Below are 18,215 nucleotides of genomic sequence, written 5' to 3' on the forward strand. Positions count from 1 at the left end.
CGGGTGCATGAGTGGATCACGACTTGTCGCCACAGGTCACTACCAACCCGCCCAGGTCCTGAAAAATGATGATTTGGCGAGCATGGTGGACACCAGCGACGAGTGGATCAGGCAGCGGGTCGGCATCCGTACCCGTCATGTGGCCGGTCCCGACGAGAGCGTGGCGGACCTGGCCGGGCACGCCGCCGCGAAGGCCCTGGCCGGCAGCGGCCTCGACCCGGCCGACATCGACCTCGTCCTGATCGCCACCTGCACGCAGACCGAGCGCGCCCCGAACATCGCCTCCCGCGTCGCGGCCCGGCTCGGTGTGCCCTCCGCGGCCCTGATGGACGTCGGCGTCTCGTGCTCGGGCTTCACGCATGCCCTGGCCGTGGCCGACCACACGATCCGCGCCGGCGCGGCCACGAACGCGCTGGTCGTCGGCGCGGACAAGATGACGTCGGTCACCGACTGGACCGACCGGACCACGTGCGTGCTGACCGGCGACGGCGCCGGGGCCGCCGTGCTGAGCGCGGCGGCCGAGGCGGAGATCGGGCCCGTCGTGTGGGGGTCGGCGCCCGAGCTGGGCGGTGCCGTACGCATCGAGGGCACGCCTACGCGCTTCTCCCAGGACGGCCAAACCGTCTACCGGTGGGCCACCACCCGGCTGCCCGAGATCGCCCGGCGGGCCTGCGAGCGCGGCGGCGTGCGCCCCGAGGACCTGGCGGCCGTGGTGCTGCACCAGGCGAACCTGCGCATCATCGAGCCCATCGCCAAGAAACTCGGCGCGGTCAACGCGGTCGTCGCGCGTGACGTGGTGGAGTCGGGGAACACGTCGGCCGCGAGCGTTCCCCTTGCCCTGTCGAAGCTTCTGGAGCAGGGGGTGGTGCGGCGTGGGGCGCCGATGTTGCTCTTCGGCTTCGGGGGCAATCTGTCCTATGCGGGCATGGTGGTCCGCTGCCCCTGATGGGCGGACAACACCGCGCGCATGTCCTTGATCGCCCGCAGTGTCCCCCGTACGGTGCCCGTGACCTTCGAGCGCCCGGCACGCGGCAAGTAGTCCACGTCCACCTCCGTGACCCGCCATCCGGCGGCCGCCGCCCGCAGCACCATCTCCAGCGGGTATCCGAACCGCCGGTCGGCCAGGTCGAGGGCGAGCAGCGCCGACCGGCGGCAGGCCCGCATGGGTCCGAGATCGTGGACCGCCACCCCCGCCGCGCGCCGCAGCCGGCGGGCCAGGACGGCGTTCCCGAGTCGAGCATGGGCCGGCCACGCTCCCGCCGCCGCGGGCACCCGGCGGCCCAGCACCAGGTCCGCCTCGCCCAGTCGCGCGGTGAGGAGCGGTAGCCGGCCCGGGTCGAGTGACGCGTCCGCGTCCATGAAGCAGACGACCTCGCTGGTGGCGGCCAGCAGGCCGGCGTGGCAGGCGGCGCCGAACCCGCGCCGCGGCTCTCGTACGACCAGGGCTCCGTGGTCAGCGGCAATCCGGTCAGAGCCGTCGGTGGATCCGTTGTCGACCACGATGGGCCGGTAGCCGGGCGGCATGCGCTCCAGCACCCACGGCAACGCCTCGGCCTCGTCCAGGCAAGGCAACACGACATCGATCACAGCTCCGACGCTAGAGCGCCCGTCCCGTTCCAACGCTTACAGACTGATGACGTTCCGCCGGGTCACGCGGCGGGGCGCGGGGCGTCAGGCGGACCTCGACGTCCGCGTCCAGGGCACGCGCCAGCCGCTCGAGAACGGGCAACGTCGGTATCGTCCCGCCGGCCTCGAACCTGGCCACCGCGGACTGGGTCATTCCCGCCTCACGCGCCAGGTCGTTCTGGGTCCAGCCCCGCTTCTCGCGCATGACTCTGACAGACCTCCCGAGCTCGTAGGCCAAGCGAGCGGCCTCGTAGGACTCCGCGGCTCCGGGCTCGGCCATCCGACGATCTCTGAGCTCCCGCCAGTTCTCCTCGCTCATGCCCCTTCTTCTCCCTCGTCGACGGTGTGCTCCAGCTCAACACAGCGCCGCATGGCTCGCCGTGCTCGCTCAACCTCGCGGTCGTCACGCGCTCGCGGCTTGTGGAACACGGTCAACAGCACGATGCGGCGGTGTGGCGCGATCCAATAAGTGATGCCGATACGACGCCTGCCATCACTCTGTGCGCTTGCACGATTACGTTCCCGCGCCAGGTCTCCCTACCGAAGGGCGAATTCCTTCATGCCGTCCTCGAAGGAGATCCCGGCCGTGAAGCCCAGATCGGCGACCGCCCGGGCAGGAGAGGCGACGATATGGCGGACGTCGCCGAGACGGTAGGCGCCTGTCGTCACCGGGTCGGGGCCGCCGATGTGGGCGGCGAGGGCCGCGGCCAGGTCGCCGACCGTGTGCGGGGTGCCGCTGGCGATGTTGTACGCCGTCAGCGCCCCCGCCGTCCCCGCCCCGAGCGCCAGCACGTTGGCCCTGGCCACGTCACGTACGTGGACGAAGTCGCGGCGCTGGCCTCCGTCCTCGAAGACCTGGGGCGGCCGCCCGGACAGCAGTGCCGACAGGAAGATGGACGCGACCCCGGCATACGGCGTGTTCCTGGGCATGCGAGGGCCGTAGACGTTGTGGTAGCGCAGGGCCACGGCCGTGCCGCCGGTTTCGCGGGCCCAGTTCGCGGCCAGGTGCTCTTGGGTCAGCTTGGTGGTGGCGTAGGCGTTGCGGGGGTCGAGCGGGGCGTCCTCCGCGATGACCGAAGGAGACAGGACACTCCCGCACAGCGGGCAGCGGGGGTCGAACAGGCCCTCCGCCAGGTCCTCCAGCCGCCGCGGACCCGGGCGGACACGACCGTGGCGGGGGCAGTCGTAGGCGCCTTCCCCGTAGACGACCATGGACGAGGCCAGCACCAGCCGCCCGACGCCGTGCCTGGCCATGGCCGCCAGCAGGGTCGCCGTGCCGTAGGCGTTGACCGAGGCATAGTCGGGCAGATCGGCCACGTCGACGCCGAGTCCGACCTTGGCGGCCTGGTGGATCACGGCGTCGACGCCGGGCAGCAGGCGGTCCAGGGCCGCGCCGTCCCGCACGTCCACGCCCGTACGCAGGTCGGCGGGGACGACCTCGCACTCGAGCGCTTCGGCGACGTGGCTGCCGATGAAGCCGGAGGAGCCGGTGAGGAGCACGCGCATGCCGCCGATCCAACACCCGCTCAAGGGCGGCGGATCTTACGAATCGGTGACCGCGCCCAGGTGCCCGACCAGTTTCTCCAACTGCTCGGCATAGTGCTCGGCGAACTCGGGCGAGGCCGGATCGAGGTCGAAGGCCGCCCGGACGAGTTGCGGGAACGAGACGCCGGCCGCGGCCATCGCGAACAAGGCCACCAGCACGGCGGCCGGATCGAGGTCCGCGGGCAGCTCGCCCGCCTCCTGGCGCTTCCGCAGCCCTTCCAGGTCGCGGCGCACGTCCTCGGCGAACGAGGCATCGGGCGGGCCGTCATCGGTGAGCCCCTGCCAGACCAGCAGCTTGCCGAAGTCCCGCCGCTCGGCATTGGCCCGCACGTACCCGGCCACGAGCGCGCCCAGCGAGGACGAGCGGTCGGCGAACACGCTCTCCGCGCTCTGCCAGCGAGTGGTGATCGCCTGGTAGAGGCCCTCCTTGCCGCCGAAATAGTACGAAATCAGCTGCTTGTTCACCCCAGCCCTGGCGGCGATCTCGTTGACCCGCGCCCCCGCGAACCCCTTGGCGGCGAACTCCTCCAACGCCGCCTGCAGGATCCGGGCCTTCGTGCGTTCGGGATCGCGTTGCCGTTCCTCCGGCGCTCGTCTCATGCACCAACTCTATCATCCAACCGGATGGTTGACAGAATCATCCATATGGTTGATAGTCGAGATATGACAAACCACATCGCGATCATCGGTGGCGGGATCGGCGGGCTCTGCCTGGCCCAGGGGCTGCGAAAGGCAGGCCGCGACGTGACCGTCTACGAGCGGGACCGGACCCCGGCCGACCGGCTGCAGGGATACCGGGTGCACATCGATCCGAACGGCGCCCGCGCGCTGCGCGACTGCCTGCCGGACCACCTGTGGCGGTCTTTCCTCTACACGACCGGGCGGGGCGGCCAGGACTTCGGCTTCCTCACCGAGCAGCTCGACCTGCTGACGCTGATCGAGACGCCCCAAGCGGCCGATCCCGCCGACGACCACCACTCGGTCAGCCGCATCACACTCAGGCAGGTGCTGCTGTCGGGGCTGGACGACGTCGTACGGTTCGGGAAGACGTACGAAAGGTATGAGCGCCTGCCCGACGGGCGGGTCGAGCTGTTCTTCGCCGACGGCACGAGCGAGACCGCCGACATCGTGGTCGCCGCGGACGGCGGGAACTCGCGGGTGCGCCGGCAGTACCTGCCGCACGCCGAGCGGGTGGACACCGGGGTCACGACCGTGGCGGGCAAGTTCCCGCTCACCGGCGAGACCAGGAAGCTGCTGGCGCCACGGCTGGTGGACGGGCCGAACAACGTCATCCCGCCGAAAGGCATCGGGCTGTTCTGCGCGCCGCACGACCTGAGCGACCTCGCGCCCGCGGCCGGCGGGATCGGGGTGACCGAGCAGGAGGGTGCGCTCATGGACAACACCAGCAGCTACGTGTTGTGGGCGGTCGGCGCGGCGGCGGGGCGCTTCCCATCCAACATTTCCGAAATGTCGGGCGAGCAGCTGAAGGACACCGTCGCGCGGATGATCCGATCGTGGCACCCGGACCTCCGCAGGATGATCGACCTGTCGCATCCCGACACCGTCAGCCTGCTGCCGATCCGTACCTCCATCCCGATCGACCCCTGGCCGGCCACGAACATCACGCTGCTGGGCGACGCCATCCACAGCATGACCCCCATGCGTGGCATCGGCGCGAACACCGCCCTGCGCGACGCCCGCCTGCTGTGCCGCGCCCTGACCGCCGGCGGCGAGCCGATCCAGGCCATCGCCGGGTACGAAGCCGAGATGCGGGAGTACGGCTTCGCCGCCGTACGCGACTCGCTGCGTGCGGCTCAGCAGTTCGCCGGGGAGAGCCGGGTCGCGCGGATGGGGTTCAAGTCCTTCCTCCGCCTCGTCCACAGGGTCCCGTCACTCAAGGCCAGGGTGTTCTCCTGACGCGGGCTGTTGCATGCCGGGACCCGGGCGAACACTCTGGAGGCATGCCAAGCGTCGACACGCTCGACGGCCTGCTGCGGGCCATAGCCGAGTTCGACATCGACCACTACGAGCCGGCCGTCGAGCCGGCGGCGCTCGACCGCGCCAGGCGGTCGCTCGACGAGGCCGGGCTGCTGCTTCTCGGCGAGGTGCACGGGGTCAGGGAGAACCCGCTGGTCATCTTCGCCCTCATGCGGCTGCTCGGGCTGACCAACCTGGCCCTGGAGTGGCCGGAGAACCTGAAGCCGCTCCTCGACGCCTACCTGGACGACGGGAGCGGGCTCGACCATCCGCTGTGGTGGCTGGGCGACGGGCGCGTCACGGCGGGCCATCTGGCGGTGCTCAGGAAGATCGAGGGGCTGCGGGTCACGTTGTTCGACGGGGGGTCGCTCACCGACGACTGGTCGCAACGGGACGCCGCGATGGCCGAGCGGGTGCTGGCGGCACGGGCCGAGCCCGCACTGGTCGTGGCGGGCAACGCCCACACGTTGACGTCGCCGACCGATCTGGGGATGCCGATGGGGGCGTGCCTCGCGGCCGCGCGGCCGGGGCTGGAGAGCGTGCGCATCGACTACGGGGCGGGGAGCTTCTACAACTTCGAGCCGCGGGACGTCAAAGGACCGTCCGAGGAGGCGGGCCTGCGGGTCGCGGAGGACGGGCTGGTCGTGGGGCTGCCCGCGTTCGGCGAGGCCACGGTTCCGCATCTGCCGTTCGAGCTGCTACGGGAGCGGCTCGGGCGGTGAGGGGCACGCTTTTCGGCCTCGAATCACTGAGACTGATCTCAGCCACGTGACAAGACGGGCTGGCGCACGCCGCTCCGATACGTAGGGTTGGGGCAATGTGCACCGCGAGGTAAGGAGACCTGTGGTCATTCCTGGCACGCTCGACACTCGGGGAAGCGACTTCGCCCGACTAGCCCACACCATTGCGGACGCCGGTCTTTTGGACCGGCGTCCCTTTTATTACGCAACGCGTATCTCCATCGCCGTCGTCGTCTACCTCGGCTGCTGGACGTTGTTCGCCTGGCTGGGCGACTCGTGGCTGCAGTTGCTCGTCGCGGCAGCGCTGGCCGTGGTGTTCGCGCAGTTCGGGTTCGTCGCCCACGACATCGGGCACCGGCAGGTCTTCAGAACGCGGCGGCCGAGCGATGTGGCGGGCCTGCTGATCGGCAACCTCGGCATCGGGCTCGGCTGGGGCTGGTGGAGCAGCAAGCACAACCGCCACCACGCCAACCCCAACCACGAGGACCACGACCCGGACGTCTCCCCCGCGGTCATCGTCTGGTCGCCGGAGCAGGCCATCAGGAGCCGGGGGCTACCGCGCTTCATCGCGAGATATCAGGCCTTCTGGTTCTTCCCGCTGCTCACCCTGGAAGCCTGGCATCTCCACGTGGCCAGCTTCAAAGCTCTGTTCAATCCGTCGGCCAAGAGGCGCGGCCCGGAACTGGCGCTGCTGATCGCGCATTTCGCGGCGTATTTCGGGGTGGTCTTCACCGTGTTGCCGGTCGGGAAGGCGCTGCTGTTCCTGGTCATACATCAGGGGTTGTTCGGGCTCTATCTGGGGAGCACGTTCGCACCGAACCACAAGGGGATGCCGGTGCTGACAAAGGAGGACAAGCTGGACTTCCTGCGCAAGCAGGTGCTTACTTCACGCAATGTCAGGGGCGGCTGGTTCACCGACGTGGCGCTCGGCCAGCTCAACTATCAGATCGAGCACCATCTGTTCCCCCACATGCCGGCCCCGAGCCTGCGCCGGGCGCAACCCATCGTGCAGCAGTACTGCGCCGAGATCGGCGTCAGCTACCTGCAGACAGGGCTGCTCGACTCGTACGGGCAGGCACTGCGCCACCTGCACGAGGTCGGCGCTCCGCTAAGGAGATGAGCCGCCTGATCACTCTTTCCCCTCCTCCAGCCGCTGGAGCAGCCAATCTCGGCGGCGTTCGAGCCCGGCGATCAGTTCGACCTGTTCGTCCGCCTGGCTGATCACGGCCGCCTTCTCCATCTGGTCCGTCGCGCCCATGTCGCGAATCTGCTCGCGGATCTCCCGGTTCTCAGCTCGAAGCCGCTCCAGGTCCTCTTCGACCTGCCGGAGTTCATCCTTTGTGCTCATTCAACGGCTCTACCCGTACAGAATGGGAGGCATGCGAAGGCCGCCCACCAGCACGATCGTGTCGCTCGCGGCGATCGCCGCGGTGCTGGCCGGGACGCTGGTGACCTACGCCTTCCGCAGTGACAGGCAGTTGAACGTGCTGGACGTCGTGCTGCCGATCGTCGCGTTCGCCGGGCTGCTGGCGCGGCGCGCGTACCCGGTGACGGCGTTGATCGTCGTGGCCGTGTCCGTCGCCGTCTACTATCCGCGGGCGGGGCTCGACGGGCCGCTGATCGTGCTGGCGTTCATGGTCCTCTTCACCGCCGCCGACCGGGGGCACCTCGTCGCGGCCATCACGGTCGGATCGGTGTTGCTGCTCGGCATGGGGCTCGGCGAGCTCGGCGGCCCACGGCACGTGGACGACACCATGTTCGTCGCGATCGGCGGGTGGGTGGTGGCGGCCATCGCGTTCGGCGGGGTGACCCGTAACCGGCGCGCGTACCTGGAGGAGGCAGAGCGCCGCGCGATCGACGCCGAGCACGGCAAGGAGGAGGAGGCCAGGCGGCGGGAGAGCGAGGAGCGGCTGCGTATCGCCAGGGAACTGCACGACGTGCTCGGGCACAACATCTCGATGATCAACGTGCAGGCGGCCGCCGCGTTGCACGGGCTGAAGAAGCGGCCCGAGGACGCCGAGGCGGCGCTGCGGACGATCAAGGACACCAGCAAGGAGACGCTGCGCGAGCTGCGGACCACGCTCGGGGTGCTGCGGCAGGTGGACGAGGGCGCGCCGACCGCGCCCGCCGACAGCCTGGCACGAGTGTACGCGCTGGTCGCCGCCTCAGGCCTGGAGGTACGTACGGAGCTGTCGGGCCCGCTCGACGCGGTGCCGACCGAGGTGGACCTGGCCGCCACCCGCATCATCAGGGAGGCCCTGACGAACGTCTCCCGCCATTCCGGCTCAAACCAGGCCACGCTGACAATCACCAACGCATCCGGAAATATCATGATCTGCGTGGAAGATGAGGGGCCGGGCGCCACGTACGACGGAGGCAGCGGCTTCGGCCTGCAGGGCATGCGCGAACGGGCGAGCGCGCTCGGCGGCACCCTGGAGGCGGGCCCCCGCCCCGAGGGCGGCTTCCGCGTCGTCGCCCGCCTGCCGTTGAACGGAGTGCGATGATCCGCGTGTTGCTCGCCGACGACCAGACCCTGGTACGCGCCGGGTTCCGGTCCATACTCAGCGACGAGGACGACATCGAGGTCGTCGCCGAGGCCCCCAACGGGGCGGCGGCCATCGCCGGGGCCCGCGAGCACCGCCCCGACGTCGTGCTGATGGACATCCGCATGCCCGAGCTCGACGGCCTGGAGGCCACCCGCAGGATCGCCGGCGACCCGCGGCTCGACGGCGTCAAGGTGATCATCCTGACCACGTTCGACCTCGACGACTACGTGTACGGGGCGTTGCGGGCGGGCGCGAGCGGTTTCCTGGTCAAGGACACCGAGCCTGCCGAGCTGATCCACGCGGTCCGGGTCGTGGCCAGGGGCGACGCGCTGATCTCCCCATCGGTCACCCGGCGGCTGATCGCCGAGTTCGCCGGCCGGGTCAAGCGCCCCGAGCCGGGACCCGAGCTGAACGCGCTCACCGAACGCGAGCGCGAAGTCATGACGCTGGTCGCCGCGGGCCTGTCGAACGACGAGATCGCGGCCCGGCTCGTGCTCAGCCCCGCCACCGCGAAGACGCACGTCAGCCGCATCATGACGAAGCTGTCGGTCCGCGACAGAGCGCAGGTCGTGGTGCTCGCCTACGAGGCCGGCATGATCACTCCGGGCTGGCTTACACCCTGAGATGTATGCCGGGCGGCGCATTACATCCCAAGGATGTAGGCAGGTGACTGCCTAAGGCGGACGCGGCGGGCGTAGCCGTACCCGGATGCTCTGACCATGGAAACCGTGGATCTCGCCCGCCTGCAGTTCGCGCTCACCGCGGGCGCGCATTTTCTCTTCGTGGCGCTGACGCTCGGCCTGGCGACGCTGGTGGCCGTCGTCCAGACCCGGGCGACGCTGACCCGCAGCCCGATCCACCTGCGGATGACCCGGTTCTGGGGCCAGCTCTACATCATCAACTACGCGATGGGCATTGTCACCGGGCTGGTGATGGAGTTCCAGCTCGGGCTGTCGTGGAGCGGGCTCACTCATTACGCCGGCAACGTCTTCGGCTCGGCGCTGGCGATCGAGACGCTGGTGGCGTTCTTCATCGAGTCCACATTCCTGGGGTTGTGGATCTTCGGCTGGAACAAGCTGAATCGGTGGGCGCACCTGGCGCTGATCTGGATCGTCACGCTGACGGCGTACGCGTCGGCGTTCTGGATCATGATCGCGAACGGCTTCCTGCAGAACCCGGTCGGCCACGTGGTGGACGGCGACACGCTGCGGCTGGTCGACTTCGGCGCGATGGTGGCCAACCCGGCGGCGCAGGTCGCGTTCGGGCACATCATGGGCGGGGCCATGATCACCGGTGGGTTCTTCGTGGCCGGGGTGAGCGCGTACCACCTGCGTAAGCGCACCGCCGAGCAGGACTTCTTCCGCAAGTCGCTGCGGCTCGGGATCGGGGTGGCGCTGCCGGCGACGATGTTCACGGTGGTGTTCGGCGGGCTCGGGTTCGAGACCCTGCAGCCGAGCAAGATCGCCGCCTGGAGCGGCACCGCCGACGAGCTGACCGAGGTGCAGGCCCAAATGGCGGCCACGCACGGGCCCGGGGACTACCTGCCGTCGATCGACTGGGTGCAGGGGTCCGGCATCACGATGATGACGCTCTGGGTGGTGATGACGCTGGTCGCGCTGCTCAGCTGCCTGCTGATGGCCTTCCGCCCGGTCGTGCGGGGCTTCCGGCTCTGGCACTGGCTGCTGACCCTGATGATCCCGGTGCCGTTCGTCACCATGATCTCCGGGTGGATCTTCCGCGAGATGGGCCGCCAGCCCTGGGCGGTCTACGGGCTGCTGAAGACGGCCGACGCCATGTCGCCGGTGACCGAGGCCCAGATGCGGTTCTCGATCATCGCGTTCGCCTCCGTCTTCTCCGTCCTGATCCTGATCAACTACTGGCTGCTGGCCAGGCACGCCCGGCGCGGACCCGGCGCCGTGGCCCTGGGTGACCGGCCGCTCGACACCCCCGCCGTCCCCGTCCTCAGCTTCTAGGGAGCCGATCATGGAGATCTTCATTCTGGCCTTCTTCGCGCTCGGTTACCTCGTGCTGGCCGGGGGCGACATCGGGGTCGGCATGACGCTGCCGTACCTGGGCCGGTCGGGCGCCGAGCGGCGTGAGGTGATCGCCGCGATCGCGCCGTTCTTCCTGGGCAACGAGGTGTGGCTGGTGGCCACCGCGGGCGTGCTAGCGGGGCTCTTCCCCGAGTTGGAGGGCGAGCTGCTGAGCGGCAACTACGTGCTCGTCGTGGCGCTGCTGCTGTCGTGGATCGTGCGTGACATGGGGTTGTGGCTGCGCGGGCGGGTGCCGGGGTGGCGCTGGGCGGGCTTCTGGGACGGCGCGACCGTGGCGGGCAGCTGGGGGTTGGCGCTGAGCTGGGGGCTGCTGCTCAGCCACGTGCTGCTGGGCATCCAGGGGCCGATCGCCCTGCTGCCCGCCTTGGTGGTGGCCGCGTTGTTCGCCACGCACGGCCTGACCTTCGCGGCGCTGCGGCTGCGCGGGGTGCTGCGGGAGCGGGCTGCGGTGCTGTCCGGCGGCGCCGGCGAGGGGCGCACGTACGCGCTGACCGCGGCGGCGCTGGCGGCCGTGGGGGTGCTGGCCGGGCTGAGGCTGCCGCTGCACCCCGGCACGGCCGGGTCCCTGCTCGTGCCCGTCATCCTGGTGCTGATCCCGCTGCTGGTGGCCGCGCAGGGGTGGGTGTGGTGGACCTTCCGGCACCGGGTGACCGGCCCGTCCTACCTTTGACCGATGAAGTCCCTGATCAGCGCCGTGACCTCGGCCGATCGCTCGTGCAGGACGACGTGGCCGGCGTCCAGCTCGGTGTACTCGCTGCCGGGGATCGCGGCATGCACGGCGCGGGCGTGCGCGACCAGGACCAGGCCGGGGCCGCTGCCCGCCCCGGCCGTAGTGAACGGGGCCCGCCGCGGGCCCAGCTCCTTGGCCAGGGCCAGCGTGAACGTCTGCACCGCCCCCTTGGTCATCGCGTACGCGATGCCCTCGGGAAAGGCGATGCGGATGGCACGCCGACCTGCTGCGCATCGCCGCACTGGCGATGTCCGCCTGGCCGGCCGCTACTGGGACTTGACCGAGGCGTCCTCCGGCGGCACCTCTGGCGGCGAGGCCCGCAGCCAGCGGCAGCCGTGCGGGTCCAGCGGCACCCGGACCCGCCCGTCTCCCGAGACCTCGATCGTGCCGTCCACCAGCAGGTCCGTCAGCTCGTTGCCGCCCAGTCCGGTCAGCGTCAGCTCCACGTCCACCGCCGTGTCGCAGAGGTTGTGCGCGACCACGACCGTGGCGCCGTCCGCGTCGCAGCGATGGGCCAGAACCGCGTTGTGGCCGCTGTCCAGCACCGTGTAGTCGCCCCACGCCAGCTCGGGGCACTCGCGGTACCGTTCGATGAGGAGCTGGAACCAGCGCAGCAGGGAGCCCGTGTCCCGCTTCTGGTCGGCCACGTTCACCCGGTCCGGGGCGAAGGAGCCCTCGGGGATCTCGCGTACCGGCTCGGACGGGCTGAAGCCGCCGTCCTCCGACCACTGCATCGGGATGCGGACCGCCATGCGGCCTTCCTCGTCGAGGTTCTCGCCCATGCCGATCTCCTCGCCGTAGAAGATCACGGGGGTGCCGGGTAACGAGAACAGCAGGCTGTAGGCCATTTTGACGTGCCGCAGGTCCCCGCCGAGCATGGTGGGCAGGCGGCGGCGCAGGCCGCGGCCGAAGATCTGCATGTCCTCGCGCGGGCCGAACGCCTGGAAGATCTCCTGCCGCTCCTCCTCGCTCAGCTTGTCGAGGGTGAGCTCGTCGTGGTTGCGCAGGAACATCGCCCACTGGCAGTCCTTCGGCGGCTGAGGGCGCTCGCGCAGAGCTGCGGCGAGGGGGCGGGCGTCCTGGCGGGCCAGCGACAGCCAGGTGTTCTGCATGCTGATGAAGTCGAAGCACATGGTGATCTGGTCGCCGAGGCCCTCACCGAAGTAGCGGATCAACTGCTTGTACGGGACGTTGACCTCGCCGAGCAGGATCGACCCGCCCTTGCGCCTCGTCATGAACGCCCGCAGGTCGGCCAGGAACTCGTGCGGGGTGGCCAGCTTCGGGTTGACGTTCTCGATGAGGAACGGCACGGCGTCCACCCGGAACCCGGCCAGGCCGAGCTCCATCCAGAACCCGAGTATGCGCGCGATCTCGTCCCTGACCTCGGGGTTCCCGACGTTCAGGTCCGGCTGGTGCCGGTAGAAGCTGTGCAGGTAGTACTGTCCGGACCCCTCGTCGTACTCCCAGAAGGAGCTCTCCTTGTCGGGAAAGACCACCTGGCTCGGGTCGTCCGGCTCGGGAGTGTCGGACCAGACGTACCAGTCGCGCATCGGCGAGTCCTTGCTCTCGCGCGCCTTCATGAACCAGGGGTGCTGGTCGGAGGTGTGATTGACGACCAGGTCCGCGATCACCCGCAGGCCGCGGTCGTGGGCGGTGCGCATGAACTCCACGAAGTCGCCCAGCGTCCCCAACCGCGGGTCGACGCTGTAGAAGTCGGTGATGTCGTAACCGTCATCCCGGTTGGGGGTCGGGAAGAACGGCATGAGCCAGAGGCAGGTCACGCCGAGCCCGGCGAGATAGTCGATCTGCTGCGTCAGTCCGCGGAAGTCGCCCACGCCGTCGCCGTTACCGTCCTTGAACGTCTCCACGTCCAGGCAGTAGACGACGGCGTTCTTCCACCACACGTCTGACGTATAGGTCATTCGCATCCGACCCCGCTACCCGCGACAGATCTGTTCAGGCGAGCACGCGGATCGTGTCCTCCACCAGCTTCCAGAACCGCTCGGCATACAGCCCGGTGGCCACGCGCGCGTTGGGCTCGCGCTTGAGCTCGTCGATCAGGTCGACGCTGGTCGCACCGACGGTTTCGGCGCCGTGCAGCTCGATGTCAAGCCTGGTCCGTACGGTGGTCACGGCCGCCTCCACGGCCGGCGCCGGCAGCTCCGGCCCGCCGAGCGCGTTGCCGCAGACGGTGGTGATCGCGCGCAGGTCGATCTCCGGGTGCCCGGCGGCCAGCCAGATGGCGAAGACGTCGTCGTGTCCTGGATCGCAGTGGAGGACGACCGGAATCGGACCTGAGCCTCCCTGTTGTGGGGTTGCGCTCATGCTATGGATCGGCGGTGTCGATTCCTGGGGATCGTGTTCGTGTACAGGGTGAAAGGAGGAGGCATGTCGTTCACCGATGAGGAGATCGCCTACCTGCAGTCGCAGCCGCTTGCCCGGCTGTCCACGGTGTCCGGGGACGGGCAGCCGGACGTGGTGCCGGTCGCGTTCGAGTTCGACGGGAAAGGTTTCTGGATCGGGGGCGTGGGTGAGGAGGTCCTCCGCACCCGCAAGTTCCGCAACCTGCGATCAGGGAGCCTCAAGGTCGCCCTGGTCGTCGACGACATGGTGTCGTTCGACCCGTTCGTCGTGCGCGGCGTCCGCGTCTACGGCCTCGCCGAGCCGCCCGTGGAACGGGTCGGGATGGTCGGACCCGGCCTCTACAGCCGCATCACCCCGACCGTGTCGTGGAGCTGGAACTTGGCGGGCGAGCCGGCCGGAGAGACCTGGTACGCGACGCGGCGCGCCGTCCATGGTTGATCAGGCGTTCACCTGACCATTTCCGGCTCCGGTGACCGCCGGGCTGCGCGGGGAAGCGTCAGCGCGGCCAGCACGCCGGTCACGGCGATCGCGGCGGCGACGAGGAGCGCTGACCGCAGCCCGTCGACGGTGACGGCGTGTGCCGCCTCCCCGGTCAGGCCGGTGGTGTCGCGGCCGGCCACGGCCACCAGGACGGCCAGGCCCGCGCTGCTGCCTGCCTGCAGGACGGTGGAGGCGAGCCCGGAGACCGCGCCCTGCTCGTGCGCGGCCACGCCGGTCGCGGCGACGATGAACATGGTGTTGAACGACAGTCCCGCGCCCAGGCCGAAGCCGATGAGCCCGGCCAGCAGGCCCGAATAGGATCCGCCGACGGACAGGCTCAACGCCAGCACCACGGTCCCTGCCACGCCCACGAGCACGCTGAGGATCATCGTGCCGCGCAGTCCCAGATGCGGGATCAGCCGCTCGCTGATCAGATTGCCCGCCGTGATCCCTAGCGTCGGGCCGAGGAAGGCGAGGCCGGATCGCAGGGCGTCGTAGCCGAGGACGTCCTGGAAGTGCAGGGTGAGGAAGTACGGCACGCACTGCAGGGTCAGTCCGTAGACCAGGATCGCCCCGGCCGCGGCGCTCGTGTGCCTGTTGGCCAGGAGCCGCAGCGGCATCAGCGGATCGCGGCTACGGGCCTCGATGGCCAGAAAGGCGGCGAGCAGCGCCGCCGCGCCGGCGAAGGACGCCACGGCCCCGGCGGAGGTCCAGCCCTGCTCGGCACCGTGCGCGATGGCGAACACCAGCCCAGTGACGCCTGCGGTCCCGGTGAGCGCGCCGGGCAGGTCGAACCCGCCCATCCGCCGGGCGGCGTCCGGCGTCAGCACGGCGAACGCCGCCACGGCGCCCGCGACGGTCAGCGGCACGTTGACGAAGAAGACCGCAGGCCACCCGAACACCCCGGTCAGCAGGCCGCCGAGCAGCGCGCCGAGGCTGAGCCCGCTGGCGCCGCAGACCGCCCACACGGTCATCGCCCGGTTACGTGCCGGGCCCTCCTCGAACATGGTGACCACCAGCGACAAGGTGGCGGGCATCAGCACCGCGCCCCCGAGCCCCTGCACCGCCCGCGCGCCGATCAGGAGACCTGGAGAGGCGGCCAGCCCGCCGAGGAGCGAGCCGACGCCGTACAGCAGCATGCCCAGGACGAACATCCGCCGCCTGCCGACCAGGTCGCACAGCCGGCCGCCGAGCAGCAGGAAGCCGCCGAAAGGCACCGCGTAAGCGCTGACCACCCACTGCAGTGAGTAGGGAGAGAAACCCACGTCATGTGCGATCTGCGGCAGCGCGACGTAGACGATGGTGAAGTCCAGGGCAGTGATCATGCTGCCCAGGCCAAGGAGCATGAGAGGGATCACGAATCGCATGCCGGACAGCCTGATCCCGGTCCCGATTCCCAGCCAGTCTCGTGTCTTGACTACGCAAACCTTGCTTAGGCTGGCTTGATGTGGATCGTGAAGCCGAACTGAGCGAGTTCCTCAAGTCCCGCAGGGCGCGGCTGCGGCCGGAGGAAGCCGGTGTGCCGTACAAGAACCACGGAACGCGGCGGGTGCGCGGGCTGCGCCGGGAGGAGCTGGCACTGCTCGCCGGGGTGAGCGTCGCCCACTACACCCGGCTGGAGCAGGGCCGCAGCCAGAACGTGTCGGCCGAAGTGCTGGACTCCATCGCCGACGTGCTGCGGCTGACCGCGGACGAGCGGACCTACCTGCACGCGCTGGCCCACCCGGCACACCGATGCCGCGACTGCCCGCAGACCCCGGTGCGGCCGGGGCTGCAGCGGCTGCTGGACTCCATGATTCTCACCCCGGCCTTCGTCCTGGGGCGGCACGCCAACGTGGTGGCCTGGAACAGATTGGCCGCCGCGGTCTTCGCCGACTTCGCCGCCATCCCCGAGGATCGCAGGACCATCGGGCACCTGGTCTTCCTGGACGAGGAGATCAAGCGTATGCACGGGGAGGGATGGCCGCGCCTCGCCCAGGAACACGTGGCCCAGCTCCGGCTCCTGTCCGCGCGCTATCCCAAGTACCCGCAGATCATGGAGCATGTGGACGCGATCTGCAGCCGAAGTCCCGAATTCCGGCGCCTGTGGAACGAGCACCACGTGGCGGCCGCGACCCATCGCGACTATGTACTGGACCACCCGATCGTGGGCGAGCTGCGGCTGTCCGCCGAACTCGTCGGCCTTCCTGGCGACCCGGAGCTCCAGGGGATGGACCTGTTCGCCGCCGAGCCGGGCTCGGAGTCGGAGAACAGGCTGCGCCACCTGGCCGCCACTACCACCCGCGAGCCGTCCAACACGCCTGTCGCCTAGCAGTAGGGCCAGTTCGAACGTCGCGAGAGGCTCGTCGATCCTGGCCAGGGTGCAGGAAGGTACATGGAAGGCGTCTCGGCCTCCGCCATTGAAATCACCCTAGAAAAGGACGTCATCGCCGTTAGAGGATGCTTGCTTTTTGTGAGCCCTCTTCGGCCGGGCCTTCTTCACAGGAAAAGCAGGACCCGGACCATAGCGAACCGCGGTACCCCTCGGGCCTGCGGGGTCAGCGTCGGCCGAAGCCGAGTCGGTGGGCGATACGCGCCATCAGCTGGGACATCTTGGAAGGAAACGCGTCGGGCTCGGGAACGGTGACGGGGCGGACGCGGCCGTTGTGAATGGCGCTGATCTTCCAGCCGGCTTCCGTCCGCACCACCACGATGGTCTGCCGCGACAGCCGCCGCTTGGGGAGCGTGGATCGCCACGGCATCAGGACGGAGGCCGTGCCGTACACGATCGCCACGTCCGGCGTGAGGTAGCGGACCGACTCCAGATCACCGACCAGCGCCGAGCCGTCCAGAACGCCGCGGAAAAGCTTGTCGTGGTTGTGCTGGTGCTCCCGGCGGCCGCGGGCGATGGTGCCGTCGTAAGAGACGTAGTCGGAGTCGTCGGTGAACAGCGCGCCGAACGCCTCGGCGTCACCTGCCGTCCAGGCCGCCAGGAAGTCGGCGAAGAGCCTTTCGATCTGAGCGGTGTCGCTGGTTCGCGTGCTGGCAGTGGGAGCGGTAAGGGTGGTTGAGCGCATGGTGATGCCTCCGCAGATGATATCGTCATTTCGACCAACGAAATATACGATAGCAGAAAGCTTCGAATGTCGAAACGTGCCGTCATTGGAGAGATCGCCATGCAGCTCCGACAGCTGCAACAGAGCTTCGACGCCTTCGACGAGGCCGCCGCCGCCCGGCTCGGCCTCAACCGCACCGACTTGCGCTGCCTCGACGTGGTGCTGGCCGATGGCCCGGTGCCTGCGGGCCAGATCAGCGTCGCGCTGAAGCTCAGCCCAGCGGCTACCACCACGGTCATCGACCGGCTGGAACGCGCAGGCATGGTGTCCCGTTCCCCCGATCCGGGCAACCGCCGCCGCGTCCTGGTCGCCGCAACCGACGCCGCCCGCTCGGCCGAGGTCGAGATCTTCGTCCCGGTCGGCCAGGCGGGCGCCCAGGCGCTGCAGGAGTACGGACAGGACGAACTGGCCGTAATCCTCGATTTCCTGCGTACTGCCCGCAAAGTCCAAGAGGAGCAGGCCGCCCGCGTCAGGGCCTTGTCTTGAGCCGGGACCGGGCAAAGATCTGACCGGTTCGCCTGCCGGGCGGCCGGCGTGTAGGTGGCGATGATCACGCCGCTCTTCATGACCTTGGTGCCGGCCAGGGTCAGCGTCGTCTCGACGTCGCTCAGCGGTGCGGAGAACGACGGGCCGCCGACGAACACCGGGGTGATCCAGAATCTGACCTCGTCCACCAGGCCCGCCTTGACCAGGGCATGGGTGACCGCGCCGTAGCCGTACATCAGGATGTCCTTGCCCTCCTGGCCCTTCAGCCTGGCGACCGCCTCGATCAGGTCGCCCTGCAGCACCTCGCTGTTGTTCCACTCCGGATTGGTGAGGGTGGTCGAGGCGACGTACTTCTTGACGTTGTTGAAATAGGCCGCGCCGGTGCTCGGGTCGCTCTCGTCCTGGTTCGGCCAGACGGCCGCGAAGCCCTCGTAGGTGCGCCGGCCCATCAGCAGCGCGTCGGCCGCGGCCGTCTGCTCGCCGGCGAAGGCGGCCTCGTCGTCGAAGTACGGCGTGGTCCACGGAGGGTCCTGGGGCGTCATCTCTTGATTTCGGGGAGGCGCGCCCCCGGG

At 69.5% G+C, this 18,215-nt stretch carries 21 protein-coding genes and 1 pseudogene; 11 read left to right on the forward strand and 11 right to left on the reverse strand.

Annotated elements, in window-relative coordinates; all coding sequences use genetic code 11:
• The first annotated feature begins 7 nt into the window (after positions 1 to 7).
• Positions 8 to 946: a beta-ketoacyl-ACP synthase III gene (locus EDD27_RS39375; RefSeq protein ID WP_127936905.1), complete on the forward strand. Its 939-nt coding sequence runs from the start codon at positions 8 to 10 to the stop codon at positions 944 to 946.
• On the opposite strand, the gene EDD27_RS39380 is transcribed toward EDD27_RS39375, so the two are convergent.
• From EDD27_RS39380 to EDD27_RS39400, 4 genes are all read right to left on the reverse strand, one after another.
• Positions 916 to 1,587, reverse strand: coding sequence for a glycosyltransferase family 2 protein (locus EDD27_RS39380; protein WP_241564497.1), 672 nt, complete (start codon positions 1,585 to 1,587; stop codon positions 916 to 918). The genes EDD27_RS39375 and EDD27_RS39380 overlap by 31 nt on opposite strands.
• A gap of 10 nt (positions 1,588 to 1,597) precedes the next feature.
• On the reverse strand, positions 1,598 to 1,945 hold the full coding sequence (locus tag EDD27_RS39385; protein ID WP_127936906.1) for a helix-turn-helix transcriptional regulator: 348 nt from the start codon (positions 1,943 to 1,945) through the stop codon (positions 1,598 to 1,600).
• A 218-nt stretch (positions 1,946 to 2,163) separates the two neighbouring features.
• On the reverse strand, positions 2,164 to 3,132 hold the full coding sequence (locus tag EDD27_RS39395; RefSeq protein ID WP_127936907.1) for an NAD-dependent epimerase/dehydratase family protein: 969 nt from the start codon (positions 3,130 to 3,132) through the stop codon (positions 2,164 to 2,166).
• A gap of 36 nt (positions 3,133 to 3,168) precedes the next feature.
• Positions 3,169 to 3,771 carry a TetR/AcrR family transcriptional regulator gene (locus EDD27_RS39400; protein WP_127936908.1) on the reverse strand — a complete coding sequence of 201 codons (603 nt, stop codon included), beginning with the start codon at positions 3,769 to 3,771 and terminating at the stop codon, positions 3,169 to 3,171.
• A gap of 63 nt (positions 3,772 to 3,834) precedes the next feature.
• On the opposite strand from EDD27_RS39400, the gene EDD27_RS39405 reads away from it, so the two are divergent.
• From EDD27_RS39405 to EDD27_RS39415, 3 genes are all read left to right on the forward strand, one after another.
• Positions 3,835 to 5,088, forward strand: coding sequence for an FAD-dependent oxidoreductase (locus EDD27_RS39405; RefSeq protein WP_206641857.1), 1,254 nt, complete (start codon positions 3,835 to 3,837; stop codon positions 5,086 to 5,088).
• Positions 5,089 to 5,132: 44 nt separating this feature from the next.
• On the forward strand, positions 5,133 to 5,870 hold the full coding sequence (locus EDD27_RS39410) for a hypothetical protein (protein WP_127936909.1): 738 nt from the start codon (positions 5,133 to 5,135) through the stop codon (positions 5,868 to 5,870).
• Positions 5,871 to 5,991: 121 nt separating this feature from the next.
• Positions 5,992 to 7,008 (forward strand): fatty acid desaturase family protein, encoded by a 1,017-nt coding sequence (locus EDD27_RS39415; protein WP_421916499.1) that lies wholly within the window; start codon positions 5,992 to 5,994, stop codon positions 7,006 to 7,008.
• A gap of 9 nt (positions 7,009 to 7,017) precedes the next feature.
• On the opposite strand, the gene EDD27_RS39420 is transcribed toward EDD27_RS39415, so the two are convergent.
• A complete protein-coding gene (locus tag EDD27_RS39420; protein ID WP_127936910.1) occupies positions 7,018 to 7,236 on the reverse strand; it encodes a hypothetical protein in 219 nt (72 codons plus the stop codon).
• 31 nt (positions 7,237 to 7,267) lie between these two features.
• Between EDD27_RS39420 and EDD27_RS39425 the strand changes: the two genes are divergently transcribed.
• The 4 genes from EDD27_RS39425 (at position 7,268) to EDD27_RS39440 (ending at position 11,158) form a co-directional block, all read left to right on the forward strand.
• Positions 7,268 to 8,392 carry a sensor histidine kinase gene (locus EDD27_RS39425; RefSeq protein WP_241564498.1) on the forward strand — a complete coding sequence of 375 codons (1,125 nt, stop codon included), beginning with the start codon at positions 7,268 to 7,270 and terminating at the stop codon, positions 8,390 to 8,392.
• A complete protein-coding gene (locus EDD27_RS39430; RefSeq protein ID WP_127936911.1) occupies positions 8,389 to 9,057 on the forward strand; it encodes a response regulator in 669 nt (222 codons plus the stop codon). The genes EDD27_RS39425 and EDD27_RS39430 overlap by 4 nt, the downstream gene beginning before the upstream one ends.
• Positions 9,058 to 9,153: 96 nt before the next feature.
• Entirely contained in the window at positions 9,154 to 10,407 is a 1,254-nt protein-coding gene (locus EDD27_RS39435) for a cytochrome ubiquinol oxidase subunit I (protein WP_127936912.1), read from the forward strand.
• Between the two features lie 10 nt (positions 10,408 to 10,417).
• The gene (locus EDD27_RS39440; protein ID WP_127936913.1) at positions 10,418 to 11,158 is read left to right on the forward strand and encodes a cytochrome d ubiquinol oxidase subunit II; all 741 of its coding nucleotides are present in this window, start codon (positions 10,418 to 10,420) and stop codon (positions 11,156 to 11,158) included.
• Here EDD27_RS39440 and EDD27_RS58055 read toward each other — a convergent pair.
• The 3 genes from EDD27_RS58055 to EDD27_RS39460 are packed head-to-tail and all read right to left on the reverse strand — an operon-like array spanning position 11,149 to position 13,543.
• Positions 11,149 to 11,460: a hypothetical protein gene (locus EDD27_RS58055; protein ID WP_277750788.1), complete on the reverse strand. Its 312-nt coding sequence runs from the start codon at positions 11,458 to 11,460 to the stop codon at positions 11,149 to 11,151. The genes EDD27_RS39440 and EDD27_RS58055 overlap by 10 nt on opposite strands.
• Positions 11,461 to 11,484: 24 nt before the next feature.
• Positions 11,485 to 13,140 (reverse strand): alpha-amylase family protein, encoded by a 1,656-nt coding sequence (locus EDD27_RS39455; protein ID WP_241564499.1) that lies wholly within the window; start codon positions 13,138 to 13,140, stop codon positions 11,485 to 11,487.
• A gap of 34 nt (positions 13,141 to 13,174) precedes the next feature.
• Positions 13,175 to 13,543 carry a nucleoside hydrolase gene (locus EDD27_RS39460; protein WP_127936915.1) on the reverse strand — a complete coding sequence of 123 codons (369 nt, stop codon included), beginning with the start codon at positions 13,541 to 13,543 and terminating at the stop codon, positions 13,175 to 13,177.
• 63 nt (positions 13,544 to 13,606) lie between these two features.
• Here EDD27_RS39460 and EDD27_RS39465 point away from each other — a divergent pair, with 63 nt between their 5' ends.
• A complete protein-coding gene (locus EDD27_RS39465; RefSeq protein WP_127936916.1) occupies positions 13,607 to 14,020 on the forward strand; it encodes a PPOX class F420-dependent oxidoreductase in 414 nt (137 codons plus the stop codon).
• Between the two features lie 8 nt (positions 14,021 to 14,028).
• On the opposite strand, the gene EDD27_RS39470 is transcribed toward EDD27_RS39465, so the two are convergent.
• Positions 14,029 to 15,429 carry an MFS transporter gene (locus EDD27_RS39470; RefSeq protein ID WP_127936917.1) on the reverse strand — a complete coding sequence of 467 codons (1,401 nt, stop codon included), beginning with the start codon at positions 15,427 to 15,429 and terminating at the stop codon, positions 14,029 to 14,031.
• Positions 15,430 to 15,509: 80 nt separating this feature from the next.
• On the opposite strand from EDD27_RS39470, the gene EDD27_RS39475 reads away from it, so the two are divergent.
• Positions 15,510 to 16,373 (forward strand): helix-turn-helix domain-containing protein, encoded by an 864-nt coding sequence (locus tag EDD27_RS39475; protein ID WP_127936918.1) that lies wholly within the window; start codon positions 15,510 to 15,512, stop codon positions 16,371 to 16,373.
• Positions 16,374 to 16,599: 226 nt separating this feature from the next.
• Here the strand turns inward: EDD27_RS39475 and EDD27_RS39480 are convergent, their stop codons facing one another.
• Complete coding sequence (locus EDD27_RS39480) at positions 16,600 to 17,238, reverse strand: SgcJ/EcaC family oxidoreductase (RefSeq protein WP_206641858.1); 639 nt, start codon at positions 17,236 to 17,238, stop codon at positions 16,600 to 16,602.
• Here EDD27_RS39480 and EDD27_RS39485 point away from each other — a divergent pair.
• A complete protein-coding gene (locus tag EDD27_RS39485) occupies positions 17,218 to 17,643 on the forward strand; it encodes a MarR family winged helix-turn-helix transcriptional regulator (protein ID WP_206641859.1) in 426 nt (141 codons plus the stop codon). The genes EDD27_RS39480 and EDD27_RS39485 overlap by 21 nt on opposite strands.
• 122 nt (positions 17,644 to 17,765) lie before the next feature.
• Here EDD27_RS39485 and EDD27_RS59000 read toward each other — a convergent pair.
• Positions 17,766 to 18,185: pseudogene (locus tag EDD27_RS59000) on the reverse strand (dihydrofolate reductase family protein); the annotation flags it as partial.
• Between the last annotated feature and the right edge of the window lie 30 nt (positions 18,186 to 18,215).

This window comes from Nonomuraea polychroma (assembly GCF_004011505.1).
In the GTDB taxonomy this organism is placed as follows: domain Bacteria; phylum Actinomycetota; class Actinomycetes; order Streptosporangiales; family Streptosporangiaceae; genus Nonomuraea; species Nonomuraea polychroma.